This is a genomic window from Larkinella knui (assembly GCF_003858645.1).
GTDB classification, from domain to species: domain Bacteria; phylum Bacteroidota; class Bacteroidia; order Cytophagales; family Spirosomataceae; genus Larkinella; species Larkinella knui.
In genome coordinates this window covers 643,075-664,217 of the sequence record NZ_RQJP01000005.1, presented here as the reverse complement: position 1 = coordinate 664,217, position 21,143 = coordinate 643,075, and the positions used below count along the sequence as shown (strand labels likewise).

The following is a 21,143-nucleotide window of genomic DNA, read 5'->3' as shown; positions in this document are numbered from 1 at the left end:
TGAGTCCTGACCGGTTTGGTCAAGCTTCTCCTCTCAAACGCCCGTTTTTAGTATTTTATTGGGTCATTCGGTAAAACTGTTGTGTATTAGGAATTAAAATTAGGCGCTGGTGAGCCATACCAGCCCCCGATCGGCCCTAATTTCGAATGTCCCAGCCCCAGCTCAATTTATTTCGCAGGGTGTTCAAAAAGCTATCATCGCTCATTTTTACGAGTTTAGCCGCAAATTTTTCTTTCCGAACACTCAGACGCGTACCGGTTGTGATGGTGCGAAAGCGGGAATCGACCGATACCAAAAAGGTATTACTGCGGCTTTCCACTTCGAATGACAATTGAGCCGAATCCGGCACCACCATGGGCCGCACGTTCAGGTTGTGCGGACTGATCGGAGTAACAATAAAGTTGCTGGTATGCGGCAATAACAGAGGACCTCCGCAACTCAGCGAATAACCGGTCGATCCCGTAGCCGTTGAGATAATCAGCCCGTCGGCCCAGTACGAATTCAGGAATTCGCCGTTGAGATACGTGTGGACGGTAATCATCGACGACGTTTCGGTTTTGGTGATCGTTACATCATTCAATCCGAACGGGACGCCGTCGAACAGGTCTTCGTCCGACTGAAGGTTCACCAGGGTCCGTTCATCGAGCCGGTACTCGCCAATTGAAAGGGCCTGAAGCAATTGGGGCAGCGAATCCGGATTCTCGGGTGAAATCGTTGTCAAAAAACCGAGCCGGCCAATGTTTATACCGACAATCGGAATGCCGCGGGGTCCGGCATGGGTGAGCACTTCGAGCAACGTACCATCCCCACCGAGACTAAACGCGAAATCGGCATCAAAAATATTGAGGAAAGACGTATACGTTAACGTAGTGTGATGGGCAATACCGGCAGAATCCAAAAACGAACGGTAGATTTCAGATAGTTGCACTTCTATTTGCCGCCGGGCCAGTTCATCAAACATGGATTGAATGAACGGGGTAGCCAGGTCAACAAAATTGCGTCCATGAATAGCAATTTTCATAAAAATCGTCAGTCAGTTCGTCAGTCAGATGTGCAAAGATGAAAGAAAAGTCCCACATTCTGCTATTGACTGCCGACTGATTGGCTGATGAATCAGGAATCCAGGTAGCGGAGCAACATATCGAGTCGTCCCTGATCGATGGTTTCGATGGGTGTATTGGCAAAAGCCGCTTCGATGTTGTAGCCAAAGCGTTCGAGCGTGGCCACCACCGCGGTAATGTCTTTGCGGTTCAGTTTGAGTGTCAGCCGCGATTTGTCCGGCATTCCGTAAGCTGCTCCGGCAAAATAACTACTGATGATGCGAACGTTATTGGATTCGACTAACCGACTGATTTCGGCCATGGAATAATCGCGTTCGTTAATAGACAGAATCAGAATAGCACCGGCTTCCTGAACACCCAGCAATTGCGCGAATTGTTTCAGCAGTTCGATAGCGGATACGGTTCCTACAAACTCCTGCTCCTCGTTCACCACCGCAATCACCTGAAGGCGATGTTCGGTAATCAAGCTCAAAAGTTCGTAAAGATGTTGCGTTTCATAGACGGAAAGGTGCTCGAAAAGCCGCATTACCTCACTCAGCTGGTGGGTGTCGTCGGGAACATCCATCAACAGATCTTCATTAACCAGACCCTTATACTGGCCCTGATCCACAATCGCCAGTTGCCCAACGCGGTGTTCCTGCATCCAGTCGAGGGCCTGCCCAACGGTATCCGTCGGCTTCAGGGCCGGTATCATCGGGTCTATAAGTTCGGAGGCCAGCATCGAAGTGAGTTGTTTACTACTTATTTCTGTTTACCAAACCCCACAAGTCATATCTGATCGATTCGCTGTGCGGTATGAGCAATACAGTATAAGTGAAAACTAAGAAATTTCCGTTAGAGTTTCAAAATCTTTTCGCAAATTTCTTTATTGTCTCAGGCAACGGTCAGGTCACTCTGCCGGCTGGTCGTACTCAGGGATTGGCGCTCGAGCCAATCGGTCAACAGACTGTTGAAACGATCGGGGTGTTCCATCATTGGCGCGTGACAACATTTATCAACAAAGTGCAATTCTGAGTTCGGAATCAGGCGATTGAACTCGTGCGCTACTTCCGGAGGGGTAATGGTATCGTTCAGCCCCCAGATCAATAACGTCGGGATGGTAATGTGCTGGATTTCCTTCGCAACGTTATTCCGTTGAGCCGACTTGGCGATTGCCACAATCCGCAGACATTTGGGAATGCTGTTGGTGATATCAAAAACCTCATCGATCAATTCTTTCGTGGCTACTTTCGGGTCGTAGAACGTGTAGGCAACCCGTTCAGCGATGTAATCGTAACTACCCCGTTTGGGATATGACCCCCCCATGGAGTTTTCGAACAATCCGGAACTGCCGGTCAACACCAGCCGTTTGACCATATCCGGATGTTTCAGTGTATACAATAATCCGACGTGGCCACCCAGTGAATTCCCCAGCAGGGTCAGATTATCCAGCTCTTTAAAGGCCAGAAACTCTTCAATAAATTTAACCAAGCCTTCTAACCCAGCTTCTCTGATTGGCATTTCGTAAATGGGCATTACCGGAATTACGACCCGATACCGGTCGGCGAACGTGTTGATCACACCGTCCCAGTTGCTCAATGCACCGAATAATCCATGAAGTAAAAGCAGTACCTCGCCTTGTCCCTCATCAATGTAGCGGAAGTTGCCTTCTTTCCGAACACGGTAGTTCATAGCGGTCTTGGTTTTGTCGTAGAAAAATTGGAAAAATACAACGAAAAGGTCACTATTTAGTTGTTTTCACAAAGGTAATCCAATTTCTTAATATTTCTAATCCGCACTCGGTCAATGCCGCTTCGGGGTGAAACTGAATGCCCCAAAGTGGTAAATTACGATGTCGAAATGCCATATTTTCGCCCTCAATCGTTGCCGCCAGCGGGATCAATTCCGTAGGCAGATCAACCAGCACCAGCGAATGATACCGGGTAACCCTGAATTCGCGGGGCAGGTTCATTAATAAAGCATCATCGGTCTGTTTCCTAACCATCGACAATTTGCCGTGCATGGGTTTGATGGCCTTCACCAACTGCGCTCCGAAGTACTCGCCCAGGGCCTGATGCCCCAAACAAACACCCAGCATCGGAAGTTGGTCGTGGTAGTGTTCAATCACATTTAGCAGACAACCCGCCTGCCGGGGTGTTCCGGGGCCGGGCGACAAAACGACGCCGTCGTACGCTTCCGCCGTTAGTTCGTCCAGTGACGTCGTGTTGCGCACCACGCGGCACGTGGCCCCCGCCTGCTTCAGGTAATCGACGAGCATGTAAGTGAACGAATCGAGGTTGTCCAGTACCAGTAAATGCATGTTGACGATAAACTAAAAGAGCAAAAGTAATCATCCTATCCGGTAACCTGTATTTTTGTAAAAAATAGAACTGAAACCTGATGCAGTCCAAACCATCCGTAGTCATTGTGGGAGCAGGCATGGCCGGCCTGACCTGCGCCGTTTACCTCCGTCAAGCCGGTATTGAAGCCACCCTGCTGGAAGCATCCGATGGTGTCGGCGGGCGCATCCGCACGGATGTTGTCGACGGTTTTCGGCTCGACCGGGGGTTTCAGATCTTGCTGACGGCTTATCCCGAAACACGTAAACTACTGGATTACAGCGCGCTAAAGTTACAACGTTTTCGGTCGGGGGCCCTAATTCATCACCCAACCGACCGAAATTCGGCTCAGTGGATTCCGTTTATCAATCCGCTTCGCGAACCGTCGGGTCTATTCCAGACCCTGGCTTCTGATGTGGGAACGTTTGGTGATAAACTGCGGATCATCGAGTTGATAAGGCACGTGGCGGGGTTGTCGACCGACGAGTTTTTCAATCAGGAGGCCACTGATACAGCGACTTTTCTCGAAACATTCGGTTTTTCAAACCAAATCATCAACCGGTTTTTCCGGCCCTTTTTTGGCGGTATATTTCTGGAGGATGCGCTGGTGACCTCGAGTAATTTTTTCCAGTTCTGTTTCAGGAATTTCTACTCCGGCGATGCTGCGGTTCCGGCGGCTGGCATGGCAGCCATCCCGCAGCAACTGGCCGGGCGACTGAATCCGGCCCAGATCCGGCTGAATTCGCCGGTGCGGCAAATTCGGGATTCGACGCTGTATCTGGAAACCGGAGAAACCGTTCGGGCCGACGCCATTGTGCTGGCCGTCGATGCCTCGGCCGCCAGTCGTCTGCTGGGTACGGAAACGCCAAAACGATCGTTTACTTCCACCACCAACACCTATTTTGCCGCTGCCCAATCGCCAAAAATAAATCAATCCGGCACTAAAAAACTGCTTTTACTGAATGCAAACCGGCAATCGGCCATTCACAACCTCGCCATTCTGAACGACGTGGCCCCCTCCTACGCGCCCGACGGTCAGGCGTTGATTTCGGTCAGTACGCAGGGTCTTGAGGTGGTGAATGAGGGCGCGCTGGCCGAACGGATTCAGAAAGAACTGGTGGGGTGGTTTGGTGCGGAAGTGGCCCAGTGGCGCTGGCTGAAAACCTACCACCTTCCCGAAGCCCTGCCCGCCTACCTGCCGGGCACCAGGCATGCCCCCTTGCAACAGGCTGAACACATTTTTCAGTGCGGAGACCAAACCGCCTATCCATCGCTCAATGCCGCCATGCAAACCGGACGAAAAGTGGCGGAACTAATCATCAATCAGCAGCACGTGTGAAACCGGTATCTGCTTTCATAGGTGTTCACGATTGATTTCATACCAATGCGTTGGCTTATCCGCTTTTGTTTATTTCTGCTGATTTTACCGCTGGCCTACTTTGCGGCATTTCCGCAGATTTTTCGTTGTCAACTCATCGAGCACTCTTCTGAATTTCAGCAGGTTAACAGCCAGGTCTGGGTCGACAAAACTACTCCGAAACACCAGCGGGTGTATTTACTGTTTGAAATCAATGAGGCAAAAAAGCGGATCCAAACCCTGTGGAAAAGTCCGGCAAAAGGTCATGCAAGGGTGGTTTTCTGTCAAACGCCGGAACAATACGAACGGTATTGTCACGACGACGAAGGGGCCGGCTGCAGCCTGGGAACACCTTGGGGAGACTCCTGGATCATCATCAATCCGTATGGCCGGAATCCCGACGTGCTGGCCCACGAGATGTGCCACGACGAAATTTTTACCCGTTTGGGTTGGTTGACCACGCAGCGTCAGATTCCACAGTGGTTCAACGAAGGGTTGGCCTTGATGATTGATCAGCGGTTTACGACGGCAACTGACAGCCTGCGCCGTTACGAAGAATTCCACGATCAGTGGCAGCAACAGTCGCTCGGGCAGCAAATTGTTCTGCAACTGAACGAACTGGAATCGTTACAGGATTTTTTCTCCGGCAATACCAACCGGGTCATGCTGGCGTATATGACCGCCGGGCGGGAAGTGTCGCGCTGGTTGTCGGTGGTGGGGCGGCAGGGTTTGGTAACGCTGGTCGAAGCGATTCAGAAAGGCGAAGATTTTGAAGCCGTTTATCAGCAAATAGAGAGATCAGCCCATCAGAAAAAGGAATGAAATTTTCTATCTTGCGTCAGTATATACGGCTCCGATTCAATTGAAGACTTCTTCATACGGTTTTGTAAAACGGCTTCTGATCCCACTTGTTGGGTTGATTACGGTTTCCTTTGCCCAAAGTCAAACCGTCTCCTTCACATTCAAAGACTACCTCACGCTGCCCCGCAGCCGCAACCTGCACAATATCTCCGGGATGGACTACATTCGGGAACGACAGGAATGGCAATTGGCGGGCGATCGCGGTCAGTATTTCCTGTTTCGAAACATTCACCAACTGACCGATTGGGTCTGCGAGCCGGATTCGAGCTTTCAGACGGGTTTATTTTTGGAAGCCGTGCGGTATGATGCGGCATCGGATACGTATTTTTTCGCCGTAGAAAACGATACAGAGTCCTACGTCGGCTTTAAACAACACGCGATTCCACGGCCCGGTGAGTCATTTGAGCGGGTACCTCTGCCCCGCGCCATGCCCCTGCCCGCCACCAATAAAGGCATCGAAGCACTGGCCGTAACGTCTCAGTACCTGTGGGTGGCGCCCGAAGCCGGATCGAGGGACGAAGCCAGCGTGGACAGTGCCCTGATTCATTTTTACCGGTATAAAAAAGTAAACGGATCTGTGGTGTTCGACGCCGAATTCAGTTACGGCATCGACCGGAATATCTGCCCGGTTGATGCCAATGAAGCACTCGGCGGAGTGTCGGAAATGATTTCCATACCGGGTGACGAAAACCGCTTGCTCGTTCTGGAGCGCTGTTACGAGAAAACGACGAAAACCGTTACGGCGAAACTGTATGAAGCGCAGGTGGACGAAGCCAATCGGAAATTGATCAAACGGAAAGATAAACCGGCGTTCGACTTCAACGGGCGGAACGGTTTTCGACCTGACAATGTCGAAGCGATGGCGTGGGGTGAAGACGAAGATGGCAAAAAAATTCTGGTTGTTATTTCCGACGACAATACCGGCAAAAACCAGTGGACGCAAATTATTTTACTCGAAATGCAGCCAAACTGATTTTTAGGAAGCGGTTAAAATCCGGATAAAGTGATCCTCCATTTTTATAGACTTAACGAACCCTAAAACGCACTTGCCCTCAGCGAATTACAGGCCCTCTTACGCCCTTTCAATTCCAAATGCCTTCCATTTTTTATTTGTTACCAGGGTGTAAAAAACAGTAAATTGTTTGGACTTTTTAGTTAACGGTTCTATTTTTAGGAATCGAAACTTGACTTGACCTACTAATTTATGATTAGAAAAGTGCTCCTGACGGCGCTTTGCGTTGTCTCGTTTGGCATTGCTCAAGCCCATCGCCCGCTAAAACGAATCGTTAAAAAGCATCCGGCACCCCGCGCCATTCGGGCCGATACCACCGATCATGAAACGGCTTTTTATGATCGCATTCCGCTGGTTCACGACATCCTCGGTTACGCCAAAAAGTACATTTCTTCGCGGTATCGCTCCGGCGGTTCGTCTCCCCGCGGCTTCGATTGCTCCGGTTTTACCCGGTTTTGCTTCAGTAAATTCGGGATCACGCTGCCCCATTCGAGTGCCGCCCAGGGCAATGTCGGTGTCAAAATCGATCAGGAAGTAGCCCAGCCCGGCGACCTTATTTTCTTCAAAGGCCACAGTTCACGCAGCAGTCACATTGGCCACGTCGGCATGATTGTCGAAATTGTGGGCGACCGCATCAAATTTATCCATTCGGCCTGGAACGGCGGGGTGCGCTACGACTGGCTGCACGCGAGTTACTACCAACAGCGCTACGTCGGCATCCGGCGGGTGGTTCACTCCTGAGTACCCAAACTTAAAACCGTTCCGACACCACTCCCACTCACGGCTTCGGCTACCTGATTGGCGTGGCAGATAATGACTTTCCTGACGCCCTTTTCGAGTGCGCTGAACGCATTGTCCAGCTTTGGAATCATGCCTTTGCTGATAACACCCTGGCTTTTGTAATTGGCATAACTTTCGGGGGTCAACTCAGCAAGTACGCTGTCTTCATTGTTCGGGTCCGCCAGAACGCCTTTCTTCTCGAAACAGTAGACCAACGTTGTTTCGTTGCGAATGGCCATATCGACCGCAATGGCCGATGCCATCGTGTCGGCGTTGGTATTCAGCAAACTTCCCGAACGGTCGTAGGTTAACGGGGCAAAAACCGGGACCAGGTTCTGCCGGATAAAATACTGAATCTGGCCGGAATTTACTTCTTCAATATCACCAACAAAGCCGTAGTCGATGTTGCCAACGGCCCGTTTTTTCGACAGCACGGTATTTCCATCGGCTCCCGTGAGTCCGATGGCATCGACGCCAATAGCCTGTAACTGAGCGACAATCTGCTTGTTAACCAGACCGCCATACACCATCGTTACCACGTCGAGCATGGGCTGATCCGTAATCCGGCGACCATCGACCATCGTGGTCTGTATTCCCAGTTTTTCGGCCACCTGGGTCGCTATTTTTCCACCCCCGTGGATCAAAATTTTGTGACCGTAAATACCACGGAACGAAGTCAAAAACTGTTTCAGCGCGTCGGGATTATCGATGACGTTACCGCCTATTTTTATGATAATGAGGCTTTTCATAAACTCTGTAATACGCCTTTCAATACGGCCTGCGCCGACCATTCGCGGTTGGCGGCCTGTTCGATAACGAGCGACTGCGGGCTGTCCAGCACCTCGTCCGTTACTTTCATATTTCGCCGAACCGGCAAACAGTGCATGAATTTACCGTTGTCGGTCAGGCGCATTTTATCCATCGTCACCATCCACGACGGATCTTGTGTCAATACCTGCCCATAGTGCTGGTAGGATGACCAGTTTTTACCGTAAATAAAATCGGCTCCTTCAAAAGCTTCGTTTTGGTTGTAGGACACCCGGGCGTTACCGACAAATTCCGGAGCCAGATCGTACCCTTCGGGATGGGTTACCACAAACTCCGCATCCGTGTGGTTGATCCACTCACAAAACGAGTTGGCAACGGCCTGCGGCAGCGGTTTGAAATGCGGCAACCAGGTCAGCACGATTTTAGGACGTTTCCGCACTTTGAATTCTTCGATGGTGATGCAGTCGGCCAGCGATTGCAGAGGATGCCGGGTAGCCGATTCGAGATTGATAATGGGAACCCCGGCGTATTTTTTGAACTGATTCATCACCACTTCTCGGTAGTCCTGCTCCCGGTCTTTCAAGCCGGCAAAGGCCCGGACGGCAACGATATCACAGTATTTCCCAACAACGGCAGCCGCTTCCTTGACGTGTTCGGCTTTATCTCCGTTCATAACCGTGCCTTCTTCCATCTCCAGTCCCCAGCTATCCTGCCCCACGTTCATCATGATTACGTTCATTCCGAGGTTCTGAGCGGCTTTTTGGGTGCTCATTCGGGTACGCAAACTGGAATTGAAGAAGATCAGGCCAATGGTTTTGTTGTGGCCCAGGGCCTGATCGGCAAAAGGATTCTGTTTGGCATTCAGGCCCTCCTGAATGAGGGCATTCAAATCAGTTACGTCGTCGTACGCTAAAAAATTGGTCATTCTTGTAGCAAAGTCAGGTTAAAGCGGTTAAGAAATTACGCGCACTTCTTTGCTCAACGCTTCCAGAAACAGATCCACTTCCACCCGGCCCAACGCCAGCGAGGGCAACAACCGAATGGTATTTTTACCAGCTACGCCCGTAAAGATGCGGTGTTCGAACAGCAAAGAATTTCGCAGTGAGTCGACGGGGAAATCATATTCGATGCCGATCATCAAACCCCGGCCCCGCAGGTCTTTATAACCGCCAATCTGACGGACACCGTCCATAATATAATCGCCGATTTGGGCCGCATTTTCGATCAGTCCCTCTTCCTGCATGATGTCCAATACCGCAATCCCGGCCGTACAGGCCAGATGGTTTCCGCCGAAGGTGGTTCCGAGTAACCCGTACGTCGCTTTGAATTTGGGCGAAATCAGCACGCCACCAATCGGAAAACCGTTGCCCATGCCCTTCGCCATCGTAATCAGATCCGGTGTAATACCGCTGAACTGGTGGGAGAAAAATTTTCCCGAACGGCCATACCCGCACTGAACACCGTCTAAAATCAAGATCGTGCCCGTTTCGTCGCACTTCTGACGCAGGGCTTGCAGGAATTCATCGGTTGCCACCTGAATGCCGCCCACGCCCTGAATTCCTTCAATGATGACGGTACAGATTTCGTCGGTAATACCAGCCTGAGCGGCTGCGATGTCGTTGAAAGGCAGGAAGGAAACGTGGTCGTTGTAGTTGATGGGCGCCACGATGGCCGGATTGTCCGTAACCGCTACCGCACCGGCGGTGCGCCCGTGAAATGACTTGGTGAACGCCACCACTTTTTTGCGGCCTGTATGAAACGAAGCCAGTTTCAGCGCATTCTCGTTGGCTTCGGCCCCGGAATTACACAAAAACAGCGCGTAGTCCGGATAACCCGCCATGAGGCTCAGTTTTTCAGCCAGTTCTTCCTGCTGCCGAATCCGGACCGAATTGGAATAAAACGAAATCCGGTTCAACTGCTCCGTCAACGCCCTGACGTATTTTGGGTGGGTATGTCCTACCGAAATAACCGCGTGACCACCGTATAAATCAAGATAACGGTCACCTTTGGTGTCCCATAAATAACTGCCCTGCGCCCGAATGGGTTCGATGTCGTAGAGAGGATATACGTTGAAAAGCATTTTGAACCTGGATTATGCGAATTACTTACTTTAAGATGATTCCTAATTAGCCTGCAATTTTACGCATTCTGGCGGTAAATCTTTGCTAAAAATGTAAAAAACGGGTCTGATTACCTGCTTTTTATAAAATGGAGTGCCGAAGGGCCGGATTGTAGATCCGCTGATCGCTTGCCCACCATCAGGAGCGCAAGCCAACCGAAAGAAAAAAGACATCGATAGGCTTAACGAGGAGCCACAAAATTTTGAATGGCCCTTAAAACGTCGTCCGGGCTTTCAACCATACCCAAATGACCGGCACTTTCCAACGCAATGGTTTGTGCCGTGGAAACCGACTCAAACAACTCCTGGCTCTTTTCAAACGGTATGATTTGATCCTGTTTTCCGGCTATGATCAGTACCGGAAACGAAGCATTTTGCAGGATGTGGACGCGGTCCGGTCGCGAAGCCATGGCCTTTACGCCCGCAATGAGGGCGTTTGACGGCAGTTCTGAAAACCGCTCCACATAGCGTTTAATTTCATCGGGATGGCCTTTACTGAATGATTCCCCAAACATCTTGGGAACGGTTTGTTCGATAAAGGGCCGCGAACCATTCGCCTGCATCAGCGCAACGGCTTTCTGGCGGGCTTGTTTTTTATCTTCATTGTCGGCAAAAGCCGTCGAATTGAGCAGTATCAATCCGCCAACGAGTTCGGGATAGAGTTCAGCAAAAGCCAGCGCAATATACCCGCCCATCGAATGCCCGACCAGCACAACCGGCTGTTGATTAGCGGGTTGCACCCTACTAAACAACTCCTCCGCGTAGGCCTCAATCGTCTCGTGGCTAGATAGTTCAGAAAGGTCAGGTTTGACAATGCGGTATTCGGTAGTCAGACCGTCCTGCAAAGGGTTCCAGATGGAAGCATCCACGCCGTGACCATGAATCAGCACAAGGACCGGTTTATCGCTCATTTTTCAACTGATTTAAAAAGGTGTATAGTACTAACCCGAAAGTCACAAAAACAGTTTGGCGTAGTAACCAGCCCGAGGGCCGATCACTACGCCAACTATTTGAGCGACCAGGACCGTTTTACAATCCGGCCTTTGACTGCGTTTACGGGATGCTAGGCCTGAGCGAGCACATCGACCAGGATCAGAACCAGACCGGCAATGAGCATCAAAACACCAATCAGCGATAAAACACCGCCCAGAAGCGATAAGATTAACCCGATGATGGCGATGACGATACCCGCCCGGAGCGTCCGGCTCATTTCTTTTGCCGCGTCCGGTGCCAGTGAATTTTTAATTTTTTTGTCGACTTTCTTCATCATCATCCGCTCCGCCAAATTCATTTTGTGCGTAGAGGTCACGGCTGAAGAAGTTGTTTTATCGGTCGATGTTGCCGCCTTCGCACTCGCTTCGGCCAGCAGGCTCTGAACACGGGCCATCCGCTTCTCAAGCTTTTTGTTGCCAGCGAGTTTATTGTCGTTGCGAGCTACGGTTTCCTGTAATTTCTGTTCAACGTTTTTCAGTGCAGCAGCAGCTGTCAGAGGAGTTGCCTGCTCGGCGGGGGTCACAGCCGGGGTTTCTACCGCTGCCACCGCTACGTCTTCCTTCGTTGATACCGTTGACTGAACGGCCGGAACTTCCTGACGGCTGCCAAAACGTTCAACCGGCATTTTCTGGTAGGTTGCGTACGGACGGCTACAAGCACTGAACAACGCGGTAGAAAGCAGTGAATACACTGCCAGTTTGGAAAGTGTTCTCATGTAATTTGAAATGGAGATTAGATTAATACTGTGTATTCGTTGTAACTAATGGGCAAAAAAGCAGAATGATTATCAGCCTTGCAAAAGTTGAACCTGTTTTTTGTAAAAAAGTCGATAGGGAATCGACTTTTTTATCCAGCGCACAAAAAAAGCGTCATTTTACGCCAGAATAACTAAAAGGCCCGGTTTTTGAAAACCGGGCCTTTTCACAAAACGATTACCGTTATACAATCAAGCCGACCAGCAGCAGAACAAGACCGACTACCAGGAGCGTAAACCCAATGGCATTGGAGGTAGTGGCCAGGGCTATGATTAAACCGACCAGGGCCACAATCGCACCCACCGTCACAAACACATTAACGGCTTTGGGAGCGTTGGGATGGTTGGGTGCCAGGGCTCTTTTAATCTTCTTGTCGACATTTTTCAGCATCAGCCGCTCGGCCAGATTAGGCTTTTTGGCAACTTTCGCCTTCTCCGATGCAGTAGTAGACTGGCTCGCTTCCGAACTCAGCAACGACCGTACGTGGGCCATCCGGCGTTGCAACTTATTGGCAGCCACCTTATTAGTACTACTGGCAACGGCCTGATCAACAGCCTGCTGAACCTTGTCAATGTCCGCAAGTTGCGGAGCGGCTGCCAGGGGTTGTGGCTGAGGAGTAGTGACGGCCACATCCTGAGTGCTGACCACCGTGGGCGCTTCAACCGGGGCGGTTTTTACTTTTTGGCTCGAAAAATGCTCAACGGGCATTTTCTGATACGTGGCATAAGGGCGGCTACAGGCGCTGAATAAAACTGTGGCGATCAACGCGTAAAACACGTTTTGGGAAGAAGTTTTCATACGAATGCTATTGGTGTTTTGAAGAAGCATGAAGGTTGCTTCGTATCCAAAACTGCTCAAAGGCGTATTTGTTCTGTTTCCCAAAAAAAATCTGACGAATCGGGATCAGCAACGCGTCTGATCCCGATTCGTCAGGTCATGCCGCTGACCTCAATACGTGCAGCGACGACTTGCCAAATTTCTCCCGGGCGTAGTCGATGGTAATGGTTAATTCCTTGACTTCCTTGGTTGACGGGAGTTCATACATGGCATCGGTAATGATCGACTCGCAGATGGAACGAAGCCCCCGGGCACCCAGGTTGTAGACCATCGCCTGATCGACCACGTAGTCGAGCGCCAGATCATCCCAGTACAACTGAATGTCTTCCATCTGAAACAATTTGGCATACTGTTTCGTAATGGCGTTTTTCGGTTCGGTCAAAATTCGGCGTAACGCTTCGGAACTCAGTGGTTCGAGATACGTCAATACCGGTAGACGACCAATCAGCTCGGGAATCAAACCGAATGATTTCAGGTCCTGCGCCGAAACATGGCGCATCAAATGCGCCCGCTCGAGCGAATCGTTCAACCGACGCCCCCCCGAAAAGCCGATCGGCCGGGCGTTGACGCGTTTTCCGATGTGCCGGTCGATGCCGTCAAAAGCGCCCCCGCAAATGAACAGGATATTTTCAGTATTGAGCGCAATCATCCGCTGGTCGGGATGTTTACGTCCGCCCTGGGGCGGCACATTGACAATCGAGCCTTCGAGCAATTTCAGCATGGCCTGCTGCACGCCCTCGCCACTCACGTCACGGGTAATGGATGGATTGTCCGACTTGCGGGCAATTTTGTCGATCTCATCGATGTAGACAATACCGCGCTCGGCGTTTTCGACATTGTAGTCGGCGGCTTGCAACAAACGCGTCAGGATGGTTTCTACATCTTCACCCACGTAGCCCGCTTCGGTAATTACGGTTGCGTCGGCAATACAGAAAGGAACTTGCAAAATTTTAGCGATGGTACGGGCCAGATATGTTTTGCCGGTTCCGGTATCACCAACCATCACAATATTCGATTTTTCAATCTGGATTTCATCGGTTGAAGGCGGCTGCATCAATCGTTTATAGTGGTTATAAACGGCAACAGTCATCACTTTTTTAGCCTCGTCCTGGCCAATAATGTATTGGTCGAGGTAGCTCTTCATCTCCATCGGTTTGACGAGGTTGAAGTTCGGGCGGTCTTCCGGATTCGACCGTTTGGGCTTGGTCTCTTCCAGCACCACCTGATGGCCTTGCTCGATGCAGAAATTACAAATATGGGCATCAATACCCGACAGCAGGAGGGTCACCTCGTTTTTCCGTCGTCCGCAGAACGAACAGCTCACTTGTGGCATAAAAAATATTTGTAAACGATTTAGATCGCGTTTTGCTTAACGTTGTGTTTGAGCAACCGGGTTCCGGTTCAATGGATAAAAAGCAGGACCGGTTTGAGGAACAAAGTCGTACCAGAACAAATATACTATAAAAATCGGTTGCGTGCTTTTACGGATTGGCGGCCTTCGGAGCCAACGCGGTATTTTAGGATGCTTACAAATCAGTAAGCATCGATCGCAGCGCATCAGAAAGCGAAAGGTTCCATCTCCGGTTTCACCGGTTTTCCGTAAACTTTTTATTTTTCGGGTATAACGCCCAGTTTGGCCCGCTCCGTTTTAACCCATTCGATCAACTGCTGCTTCTGCGCTTCGCTCAGTTTGGCATCCTGGTGCACTAGGGTATACGCGGGTAAAGGCATATGGCTTTCCTCCACTTCTTCGGCTACTTCTTCCAGTTTATGATCCATCCGTTTTTTGTCGTACTGGGCAAAATTGGAAAAATTAAGTTCGTCTTTTCCCTCGTCAATGTGATGAGCCAGCCACAGACTCACCGGGCTGATGTTGGCATACCAGGGATAATCCGTATGGTTGGAATGGCAGTTGTAGCACGCCAGCTTTAGGGTTGTCGTCACGGAATCAGGCACTTGCACAAAATGGGTAATGTCCTGAGGGGTATCCGCAGGGCCGTCATTTTTGTCAGGCCGAATGAATTGAATCCCAACCAGGATGACGAGAATGCCGATGAGTACTTTTTTCTTCATAAGAGGATTAGTTAACTGCGATGCTAAAAATACTGACTTTCCGATTACAAAAAAACGGGAACCGTCGATGACCGTTCCCGTCTGCAGGAGGAAATTCCGCTGATTTTATTTTTCCCGACGCAATACCTCGTCGATCAGGCCGTATTCTTTCGCTTCTTCAGCCCGGAACCACTTATCACGATCGGAATCTTTTTCGATTTCTTCTTTCGTTTTTCCGGAATGCAGGGCGATGATTTCGTACAATTCATCGCGAAGTTTCACAATTTCGCGGGCGGTAATTTCGATGTCGACCGATTGGCCCTGGGCTCCACCCGATGGCTGGTGAATCATCACCCGGGCATGTGGCAGCGCCGAGCGTTTTCCGGCAGCGCCACCGCAAAGCAATACCGCACCCATCGATGCCGCCAGGCTCGTACAAACCGTTGCCACGTCGGGCCGTACATACTGCATGGTGTCATAAATTCCCAAACCGGCATAGACCGAACCGCCCGGGCTATTGATGTACATCAGGATATCCTTCTTCGGATCGGCGGATTCCAGGAAAAGCAATTGAGCCACAATGATGTTGGCGATATTATCATCAACACCCATGCCCATGAATATAATCCGGTCGGCCATCAGCCGGGAGAAAACGTCGACTTCACGGAAGTTCATCGGCCGTTCTTCAATGACGGAGCGGGTCATGTTTTCAACGGTATGGTTCATGTAACCATCGACCGTCAACCCGTTCAGACCCATGTGGTGAACGGCAAATTTGCGGAATTCATTTCCTTGATTCATACTGATTATTCTTTCTGTTTAGCGCAACGAAAATACAAACTTAACGGACTCTCTAGTATCCGGTTGTCAGCCTTCACTCTTTTTTTCAAAGACGATCGGGACCTGAGACTGAAAACCGGTTTTGAAACCAACTTCCCCTTCGTCTTTGTTACGATACAAAAATGGACAATCAAACCCGATTTTGATAGTCGGTTTGACTTATTATATTATCAGAATTTCTTGAGACGTCATGACCATAAGTTCCCAAATCCGTTTACTGCGCCAACAGAAAGGCTATTCGCAGGAAAATATGGCCGATATGCTGGGCCTTTCTACCACCGCTTTCGGTGACATCGAACGCGGAAAAACTGATTTAACGATCTCGCGTTTGCAGCAAATTGCCACGGCACTCGGCACCACCGCAGCCCAGTTGCTCTCGGGAGAACTCCCGCTCCAGCAGGAACTGTATCCGGCGGAAGTGGTCCATCAGGTGGAAACGCTAAAATCCGAGCGGGAACGCAAAGACCTGGAGATCGAAAAACTCAGAATGGAAGTGGCCTACTGGAAGCGAAAAGCCGAAGACATGGCGCTGGTGGAAGTTGTCCGCCAGCTGGTTCCACCGACCAACCGAAACCGCATCGGGTTTTAATTCCCACCGTTGATAGGGTAGAAATTAAAACCCGATTTGATACTCAACACCGCCGACGGGCTGGTTACGCCGGTTGGCGGGTACTTACCAATTCTTTAAATTCTTCCACGGAAACCGTTCTGGGCTCCAGTGTCAATTTGCTTTTGATCAATTCGATCACTTTATCATCGGAAATGCGGTTATACATTTTCATGTAGTTTTCGCCTTTCTCGTCCATCAGGTATTGCTGGGCGATTTTGTCGATGCTTTGATTCATCTGTTCGTCATCCCCGTAGAAACCAAACTGCTCGCGAACCATACCGCGCGTCACGTTCAGCACGTCCTCATAAGCTACGTTGATTTCGTTCTCGCTGGCAATCTTGTTTTTGATCAGCTGCAGTTTCACCGAACGGGCGAACGCATCGTATTGCTCGTTAACCTCGGTTTCGGTCACATTGCCTTCGTTGCTCGTCAACAACCATTGCTTCAGAAAATCGTCCGGCAACCCGATGGTGATGTTATCCAGCAAAGCCTGCTCAATATCAAGCCGTTCCAGTGTAGCCGACTCCCGTGCGTAGTTCCCTTTGATTACTTCCAGTACTTTCTCCCGAAACTGCTCTTCGGTTTCAACGACATCTTTACCCAGCACTTTATCGAAAAATTCCTGACCGATTTCGGCCGGTTCGTTCCGGGTAATATCCTCGACGGTAAACGTAAATTCGCCTTCCAGTTCGGCGGCTTCTTCACGCTTCAAACCGGTGGCCAGCGCGCGGGCTTTTTCGTCGACAAAGGTTTTCTGAATATCGAAGGTCACCGTATCGCCTTTTTTGAGGCCAACAAATTTCGGCAATTCTTCGGCCGCAATCTGCTTGCTCGGGAAGGCGGTTTTCGTAGCAAACGCTTCGCCGTCTTCTTTTCCCTCCTGTTTCAATTCCCCATAAATCATATCGCCTTCCGCCGATTCGTCAACGTGCGTCTGGCCACTGAACCGGGTTTTCAATTCCTCGATAGTCGAATTCAATTCCGTTTCACCCGCTTCAATCACATAAGACGGCACGGGCGGTAAAGCATCAAAGTCAACTTCAAAATCAGACGCTAAACCGAGGTGGTAATTGAATTCAAACTCATTCTGGCCGTCCCAGTCGATGGCGTCGGCTTGTTCGCGGTCGGGTAACGGGTCACCAACCACTTGTAATTTATTATCGCGGATGTAATTGCTGACCGTATTTTTCAACAATTCGTTGATTTCCTCAACCAGTACACTTTTACCGTACATCTTCTGAATCAACGACGTAGGCACTTTGCCGGGACGGAATCCCTTGATGCTGGCGCGACGGCCATAATCTTTCAATTTCTTGTCTACTTCCGGCTGATAATCGCTTTTGGACAGCTTTATTTTCAGCGAAGCGTTGGTTTCCGTCGATTTCTCTAATGCAATTTCCACAGTATACGTATTAAAAGAGTGAAAGAGCGAAAGAGTGGAAGAGTGTAATCCGTATCGAATCCGATTCGCTCTTTCACTCTTTCACTCTTTCATCATTTTGTACGGGCGGAGGGACTCGAACCCCCATGCCTTGCGGCACCAGATCCTAAGTCTGGCACGTCTACCAATTTCGCCACGCCCGCGAATAAAATTAGTTTGTGAAGGTAAACGTTACGGTTTTAAAGCTTCACCGGAATGGATGCACTTCAAATCGGTCTTCGTTGCCGCTCCTAAACTATTTTTTGGCCTGCAAAAGTACAAATGATTTCTGTACTGTACAACCTCTAACCGAAGGAGTATTATTTTTTACAACTATTCCTTTGATTTGCTGAGTCAGTTTTTTAATATTAATGTATATCGGGCAGGTGAAAGCGATAGAGTAGCGTATAAAAGAAGAAGAATACACCCTTATGGAAGTAACGGCTGAACCGGTCATTGACCTTGAGCAGGAGCGTAAAGAAATTTTAAAGTGCTACCGCCGGTTGTTGCGGGAAGCAAAACCCATGTTAAAGGATAATGACGCCAAATTGATCAAAAAGGCGTTCAATACCTCGTTGGAAGCTCATCAGAGCATGCGCAGGCGGTCGGGCGAACCGTATATTTATCACCCGCTGGCGGTCGCCCAGATCGCCGTTGAAGAAATCGGCCTGGGCACCACCTCCATTGTGGCGGCCCTGCTGCACGATGTGGTCGAAGATACCGACATGACGATTGCCGACATCGACCGGCTTTTCGGCCCGAAGGTGGCGCGGATCATCGACGGTTTGACCAAGATTTCGGGAAAGTTTGAGTACGGCACGTCGCAGCAAGCCGAGAACTTCCGCAAAATGTTGCTGACGTTGTCGGACGATGTGCGCGTAATTCTGATCAAACTGGCCGACCGGCTGCACAACATGCGGACGCTCGATTCGATGCCCCGCGACAAGCAACTCAAAATTGCCTCCGAAACGATTTACATCTACGCTCCGCTGGCCCACCGGCTGGGATTGAACGCGATTAAATCGGAACTGGAAGATCTGTATCTGAAATACGCCGAACCGGAAGCTTATAAAGACATTGCCCGCAAACTGCGGGAAACCAAAACCGCCCGTGACCGCTTCATCGCCCGCTTTATTGAGCCGATTGAGGAAGATCTGAAAGAAATGGGCTATGATTTCGTGGTAAAAGGGCGTCCCAAGTCCATTTATTCCATTTATAACAAGCTCAGTAAACAGAAAAAACCGTTTGAGGAAATCTTCGATCTGTTTGCCATCCGGATTATTCTGAACGTACCGCCCGAAAGCGAAAAAGCCGGCTGCTGGCAGGCGTATTCGGTCGTGACCGATCATTACAAGCCCAATCCCGACCGGTTGAAAGACTGGATCAGCACCCCCCGCGCCAACGGCTACGAGTCGCTGCACACGACGGTCATGAGTAAAGCCGGCCAGTGGGTTGAAGTACAGATCCGGACAGCCCGCATGAACGAAATTGCCGAAAAAGGGTACGCGGCTCACTGGAAATACAAGGGAAACGACACCCAAACCGGGCGCGGTATCGAAACCTGGATCAGTCAGGTGCGCGAAATGCTCGAATCGGCCAGCAACGAGAAAACCGGTGCGATCGAGTTCTTAGACGATTTCCGGAGTAATCTCTACAGTGAGGAGGTCTTTGTTTTTACGCCCAAAGGTGACCTGAAAGTTCTTCAGCGCGGTGCCACGGCGCTGGATTTCGCCTTCGACATTCACACCCAGATCGGGGCGCGGTGTATGGCGGCCAAGGTCAATACGACGCTGGTGCCGCTCAGCCACGTGCTGAACAATGGCGATCAGGTTGAAATTATTACGTCGAACAAGCAGAAACCAAATGAAGACTGGTTGCGGTTTGTGGTTACGTCGAAGGCCAAGACCAAGATCAAAGACCTCATCAAAGAGGAAAATAAACAGCACATCACGGACGGGCGCGAAGCGGTTGCGAGAAAGTTGAAAACGCTTCGTCTGGAAATGACGAACGAAGTGCTCAATCAGCTTCGGGCCTATTTTGGTTCGAAGACGTCCAATGATTTTTTCTACCGCGTTGGCAAGGGACACATTGACGTTCAGGAACTTAAAAAATTCAAGTCGGATAAGGAAGCGAAAGAAAACCGCCAGAACAAACTCAATACCGACACCCTCCAGGACGGGAAACAGTTTGAAAAAGAGCTGAAAAAGCTCCACGGTGAGCGGGCGGATGCCGATATGCTGCTGATCGGTGAAGACATGGACCGCATCGATTACACGCTGGCGAAGTGCTGCAATCCGATTTCGGGCGACGACGTTTTTGGGTTTGTGACGGTCAATGAAGGCATCAAAATTCACCGGACCACCTGCCCCAACGCCGTCGAGTTGATGTCGAACCACGGCAACCGGATCATTAAAGCGAAATGGACTTCACAGCGCGACCTGGCTTTTCTGGCCGGTTTGCGGATTACGGGCACCGATCGCGTGGGTCTGGTAAACGATGTGACCAAAATTATCAGCAACGAATTGCACATCAATATCCGGTCGATTACGATTGACTCGAAAGACGGAATTTTTGAAGGAACCCTGAAGTTATACGTTCACAACACGCGCCACCTCGAAGAGTTGATGAAAAAACTCGAAAAAGTGGATGGAGTCGTGAAAGTAGCCCGGTTTGATTAATTTTGTACTGCTTTAGCGAGTTCAGGAATTTATGCGTTGAAGAGTTTGGGCTCTAAACACCTCACAAAGAGGCTATTACCATTCTTTCAAACCTCACAAGCCGAACTCCTGAATTCATAAATGTGAAGTTATGCCTATAGCGAAACAAGCCAACCTCGATGCCGCGAAGAAAATTTTCACGGCTTATTTAGAAAGCAAAGCCCTGCGGAAAACACCGGAACGCTTCGCTATTCTGGAAGAGATTTATAACCGCGAAGATCATTTTGATGTAGATGAACTCTATATCTCGATGAAAAATAAAAAGTATCAGGTCAGCCGGGCAACGGTCTACAACACGCTCGATGTGCTGGTTGACTGCGATTTGGTAACCAAACACCAGTTCGGAAAAAATCTGGCGCAATACGAAAAATCGTACGGCTACAAACAGCACGACCACATCATCTGTACGGATTGCCACCAGGTGATGGAGTTCTGCGATCCGCGCGTGCAGAATATCCAGACGCTGGTGGGCGACATGCTGAAATTCAACGTGATGCACCACTCGCTGATTTTTTACGGAAGTTGCCAGCGCGACCATTGTGAAAATCGTTCCAAAAACGAGGAGGAAAAGGATCTGCAGGAACACGGCGGACAACCGCTGGTTTCGTAAATACTAACAATTACGGGGCAATTACGCCCGAAC

Annotated in this window: 21 protein-coding genes and 1 tRNA gene; 7 read left to right on the top strand and 15 right to left on the bottom strand. The window is 50.0% G+C overall.

The genetic code is table 11. The annotated features are described in order from the left end of the window. Window positions 1-136: 136 nt before the first annotated feature. The 4 genes from EHT87_RS25055 to EHT87_RS25040 form a co-directional block, all read right to left on the bottom strand. Window positions 137-1,021: an NAD kinase gene (locus EHT87_RS25055; RefSeq protein ID WP_124909407.1), complete on the bottom strand. Its 885-nt coding sequence runs from the start codon at window positions 1,019-1,021 to the stop codon at window positions 137-139. 92 nt (window positions 1,022-1,113) lie between these two features. Beyond that, window positions 1,114-1,782: a CBS domain-containing protein gene (locus tag EHT87_RS25050; RefSeq protein WP_124909406.1), complete on the bottom strand. Its 669-nt coding sequence runs from the start codon at window positions 1,780-1,782 to the stop codon at window positions 1,114-1,116. Between the two features lie 152 nt (window positions 1,783-1,934). Next, the gene (locus EHT87_RS25045; protein WP_124909405.1) at window positions 1,935-2,732 is read right to left on the bottom strand and encodes an alpha/beta fold hydrolase; all 798 of its coding nucleotides are present in this window, start codon (window positions 2,730-2,732) and stop codon (window positions 1,935-1,937) included. 52 nt (window positions 2,733-2,784) lie between these two features. Next, window positions 2,785-3,360, bottom strand: coding sequence for an anthranilate synthase component II (locus tag EHT87_RS25040; protein ID WP_124909404.1), 576 nt, complete (start codon window positions 3,358-3,360; stop codon window positions 2,785-2,787). A gap of 80 nt (window positions 3,361-3,440) precedes the next feature. Here EHT87_RS25040 and EHT87_RS25035 point away from each other — a divergent pair, with 80 nt between their 5' ends. The 4 genes from EHT87_RS25035 to EHT87_RS25020 all read left to right on the top strand — a co-directional run bounded on the left by EHT87_RS25035 (window position 3,441) and on the right by EHT87_RS25020 (window position 7,350). After that, window positions 3,441-4,718 carry an NAD(P)/FAD-dependent oxidoreductase gene (locus EHT87_RS25035; RefSeq protein WP_124909403.1) on the top strand — a complete coding sequence of 426 codons (1,278 nt, stop codon included), beginning with the start codon at window positions 3,441-3,443 and terminating at the stop codon, window positions 4,716-4,718. 45 nt (window positions 4,719-4,763) lie between these two features. After that, window positions 4,764-5,558: a hypothetical protein gene (locus EHT87_RS25030; RefSeq protein WP_124909402.1), complete on the top strand. Its 795-nt coding sequence runs from the start codon at window positions 4,764-4,766 to the stop codon at window positions 5,556-5,558. A 40-nt stretch (window positions 5,559-5,598) separates the two neighbouring features. Beyond that, window positions 5,599-6,570 carry an esterase-like activity of phytase family protein gene (locus EHT87_RS25025; protein WP_124909401.1) on the top strand — a complete coding sequence of 324 codons (972 nt, stop codon included), beginning with the start codon at window positions 5,599-5,601 and terminating at the stop codon, window positions 6,568-6,570. Window positions 6,571-6,801: 231 nt separating this feature from the next. Further along, window positions 6,802-7,350 carry a C40 family peptidase gene (locus EHT87_RS25020; RefSeq protein ID WP_124909400.1) on the top strand — a complete coding sequence of 183 codons (549 nt, stop codon included), beginning with the start codon at window positions 6,802-6,804 and terminating at the stop codon, window positions 7,348-7,350. On the opposite strand, the gene argB is transcribed toward EHT87_RS25020, so the two are convergent. From argB to EHT87_RS24975, 9 genes are all read right to left on the bottom strand, one after another. Continuing rightward, window positions 7,341-8,138, bottom strand: coding sequence for an acetylglutamate kinase (argB, locus tag EHT87_RS25015; protein ID WP_124909399.1), 798 nt, complete (start codon window positions 8,136-8,138; stop codon window positions 7,341-7,343). The two genes, EHT87_RS25020 and argB, sit on opposite strands and share 10 nt — an antisense overlap. Continuing rightward, on the bottom strand, window positions 8,135-9,082 hold the full coding sequence (locus EHT87_RS25010) for an N-acetylornithine carbamoyltransferase (RefSeq protein ID WP_124909398.1): 948 nt from the start codon (window positions 9,080-9,082) through the stop codon (window positions 8,135-8,137). The genes argB and EHT87_RS25010 overlap by 4 nt, the downstream gene beginning before the upstream one ends. Window positions 9,083-9,109: 27 nt before the next feature. After that, a complete protein-coding gene (locus EHT87_RS25005) occupies window positions 9,110-10,237 on the bottom strand; it encodes an aspartate aminotransferase family protein (protein ID WP_124909397.1) in 1,128 nt (375 codons plus the stop codon). A gap of 221 nt (window positions 10,238-10,458) precedes the next feature. Next, a complete protein-coding gene (locus tag EHT87_RS25000) occupies window positions 10,459-11,187 on the bottom strand; it encodes an alpha/beta fold hydrolase (RefSeq protein ID WP_124909396.1) in 729 nt (242 codons plus the stop codon). A 152-nt stretch (window positions 11,188-11,339) separates the two neighbouring features. Continuing rightward, a complete protein-coding gene (locus EHT87_RS24995; protein ID WP_124909395.1) occupies window positions 11,340-11,984 on the bottom strand; it encodes a hypothetical protein in 645 nt (214 codons plus the stop codon). A gap of 223 nt (window positions 11,985-12,207) precedes the next feature. After that, window positions 12,208-12,822 (bottom strand): hypothetical protein, encoded by a 615-nt coding sequence (locus EHT87_RS24990; protein ID WP_124909394.1) that lies wholly within the window; start codon window positions 12,820-12,822, stop codon window positions 12,208-12,210. Window positions 12,823-12,958: 136 nt separating this feature from the next. Continuing rightward, window positions 12,959-14,194, bottom strand: coding sequence for an ATP-dependent Clp protease ATP-binding subunit ClpX (gene clpX, locus EHT87_RS24985; protein ID WP_124909393.1), 1,236 nt, complete (start codon window positions 14,192-14,194; stop codon window positions 12,959-12,961). A gap of 275 nt (window positions 14,195-14,469) precedes the next feature. Further along, window positions 14,470-14,934, bottom strand: a complete 465-nt coding sequence (locus tag EHT87_RS24980) for a heme-binding domain-containing protein (protein WP_124909392.1) — start codon at window positions 14,932-14,934, stop codon at window positions 14,470-14,472. A gap of 105 nt (window positions 14,935-15,039) precedes the next feature. Further along, on the bottom strand, window positions 15,040-15,714 hold the full coding sequence (locus EHT87_RS24975; RefSeq protein ID WP_124909391.1) for a ClpP family protease: 675 nt from the start codon (window positions 15,712-15,714) through the stop codon (window positions 15,040-15,042). 229 nt (window positions 15,715-15,943) lie between these two features. Here EHT87_RS24975 and EHT87_RS24970 point away from each other — a divergent pair, with 229 nt between their 5' ends. After that, window positions 15,944-16,342: a helix-turn-helix domain-containing protein gene (locus EHT87_RS24970; protein ID WP_124909390.1), complete on the top strand. Its 399-nt coding sequence runs from the start codon at window positions 15,944-15,946 to the stop codon at window positions 16,340-16,342. A 64-nt stretch (window positions 16,343-16,406) separates the two neighbouring features. Here the strand turns inward: EHT87_RS24970 and tig are convergent, their stop codons facing one another. Beyond that, window positions 16,407-17,765 carry a trigger factor gene (tig, locus tag EHT87_RS24965; RefSeq protein WP_124909389.1) on the bottom strand — a complete coding sequence of 453 codons (1,359 nt, stop codon included), beginning with the start codon at window positions 17,763-17,765 and terminating at the stop codon, window positions 16,407-16,409. A gap of 100 nt (window positions 17,766-17,865) precedes the next feature. Then, window positions 17,866-17,947: transfer RNA gene (locus EHT87_RS24960), tRNA-Leu, on the bottom strand. Window positions 17,948-18,214: 267 nt separating this feature from the next. Here EHT87_RS24960 and EHT87_RS24955 point away from each other — a divergent pair. Next, the gene (locus EHT87_RS24955; RefSeq protein WP_124909388.1) at window positions 18,215-20,461 is read left to right on the top strand and encodes a RelA/SpoT family protein; all 2,247 of its coding nucleotides are present in this window, start codon (window positions 18,215-18,217) and stop codon (window positions 20,459-20,461) included. Between the two features lie 130 nt (window positions 20,462-20,591). Continuing rightward, window positions 20,592-21,110: a Fur family transcriptional regulator gene (locus tag EHT87_RS24950; protein ID WP_124909387.1), complete on the top strand. Its 519-nt coding sequence runs from the start codon at window positions 20,592-20,594 to the stop codon at window positions 21,108-21,110. Window positions 21,111-21,143 lie beyond the last annotated feature (33 nt).

Excerpts from the sequence above, each read along its gene's own strand:
- EHT87_RS25035 (WP_124909403.1), top strand. The coding sequence starts at position 3,441 with ATGCAGTCCAAACCATCCGTAGTCATTGTGGGAGCAGGCATGGCCGGC.
- EHT87_RS24995 (WP_124909395.1), bottom strand. The coding sequence starts at position 11,984 with ATGAGAACACTTTCCAAACTGGCAGTGTATTCACTGCTTTCTACCGCG.
- EHT87_RS24970 (WP_124909390.1), top strand. The coding sequence starts at position 15,944 with ATGACCATAAGTTCCCAAATCCGTTTACTGCGCCAACAGAAAGGCTAT.
- EHT87_RS24955 (WP_124909388.1), top strand. The coding sequence starts at position 18,215 with ATGGAAGTAACGGCTGAACCGGTCATTGACCTTGAGCAGGAGCGTAAA.
- EHT87_RS24980 (WP_124909392.1), bottom strand. The coding sequence starts at position 14,934 with ATGAAGAAAAAAGTACTCATCGGCATTCTCGTCATCCTGGTTGGGATT.
- EHT87_RS25055 (WP_124909407.1), bottom strand. The coding sequence starts at position 1,021 with ATGAAAATTGCTATTCATGGACGCAATTTTGTTGACCTGGCTACCCCG.
- EHT87_RS25000 (WP_124909396.1), bottom strand. The coding sequence starts at position 11,187 with ATGAGCGATAAACCGGTCCTTGTGCTGATTCATGGTCACGGCGTGGAT.
- clpX (WP_124909393.1), bottom strand. The coding sequence starts at position 14,194 with ATGCCACAAGTGAGCTGTTCGTTCTGCGGACGACGGAAAAACGAGGTG.
- EHT87_RS25030 (WP_124909402.1), top strand. The coding sequence starts at position 4,764 with ATGCGTTGGCTTATCCGCTTTTGTTTATTTCTGCTGATTTTACCGCTG.
- EHT87_RS25045 (WP_124909405.1), bottom strand. The coding sequence starts at position 2,732 with ATGAACTACCGTGTTCGGAAAGAAGGCAACTTCCGCTACATTGATGAG.
- EHT87_RS25005 (WP_124909397.1), bottom strand. The coding sequence starts at position 10,237 with ATGCTTTTCAACGTATATCCTCTCTACGACATCGAACCCATTCGGGCG.
- EHT87_RS25010 (WP_124909398.1), bottom strand. The coding sequence starts at position 9,082 with ATGACCAATTTTTTAGCGTACGACGACGTAACTGATTTGAATGCCCTC.
- EHT87_RS24990 (WP_124909394.1), bottom strand. The coding sequence starts at position 12,822 with ATGAAAACTTCTTCCCAAAACGTGTTTTACGCGTTGATCGCCACAGTT.
- argB (WP_124909399.1), bottom strand. The coding sequence starts at position 8,138 with ATGAAAAGCCTCATTATCATAAAAATAGGCGGTAACGTCATCGATAAT.
- EHT87_RS25020 (WP_124909400.1), top strand. The coding sequence starts at position 6,802 with ATGATTAGAAAAGTGCTCCTGACGGCGCTTTGCGTTGTCTCGTTTGGC.
- EHT87_RS25050 (WP_124909406.1), bottom strand. The coding sequence starts at position 1,782 with ATGCTGGCCTCCGAACTTATAGACCCGATGATACCGGCCCTGAAGCCG.
- EHT87_RS24975 (WP_124909391.1), bottom strand. The coding sequence starts at position 15,714 with ATGAATCAAGGAAATGAATTCCGCAAATTTGCCGTTCACCACATGGGT.
- EHT87_RS24950 (WP_124909387.1), top strand. The coding sequence starts at position 20,592 with ATGCCTATAGCGAAACAAGCCAACCTCGATGCCGCGAAGAAAATTTTC.
- EHT87_RS25040 (WP_124909404.1), bottom strand. The coding sequence starts at position 3,360 with ATGCATTTACTGGTACTGGACAACCTCGATTCGTTCACTTACATGCTC.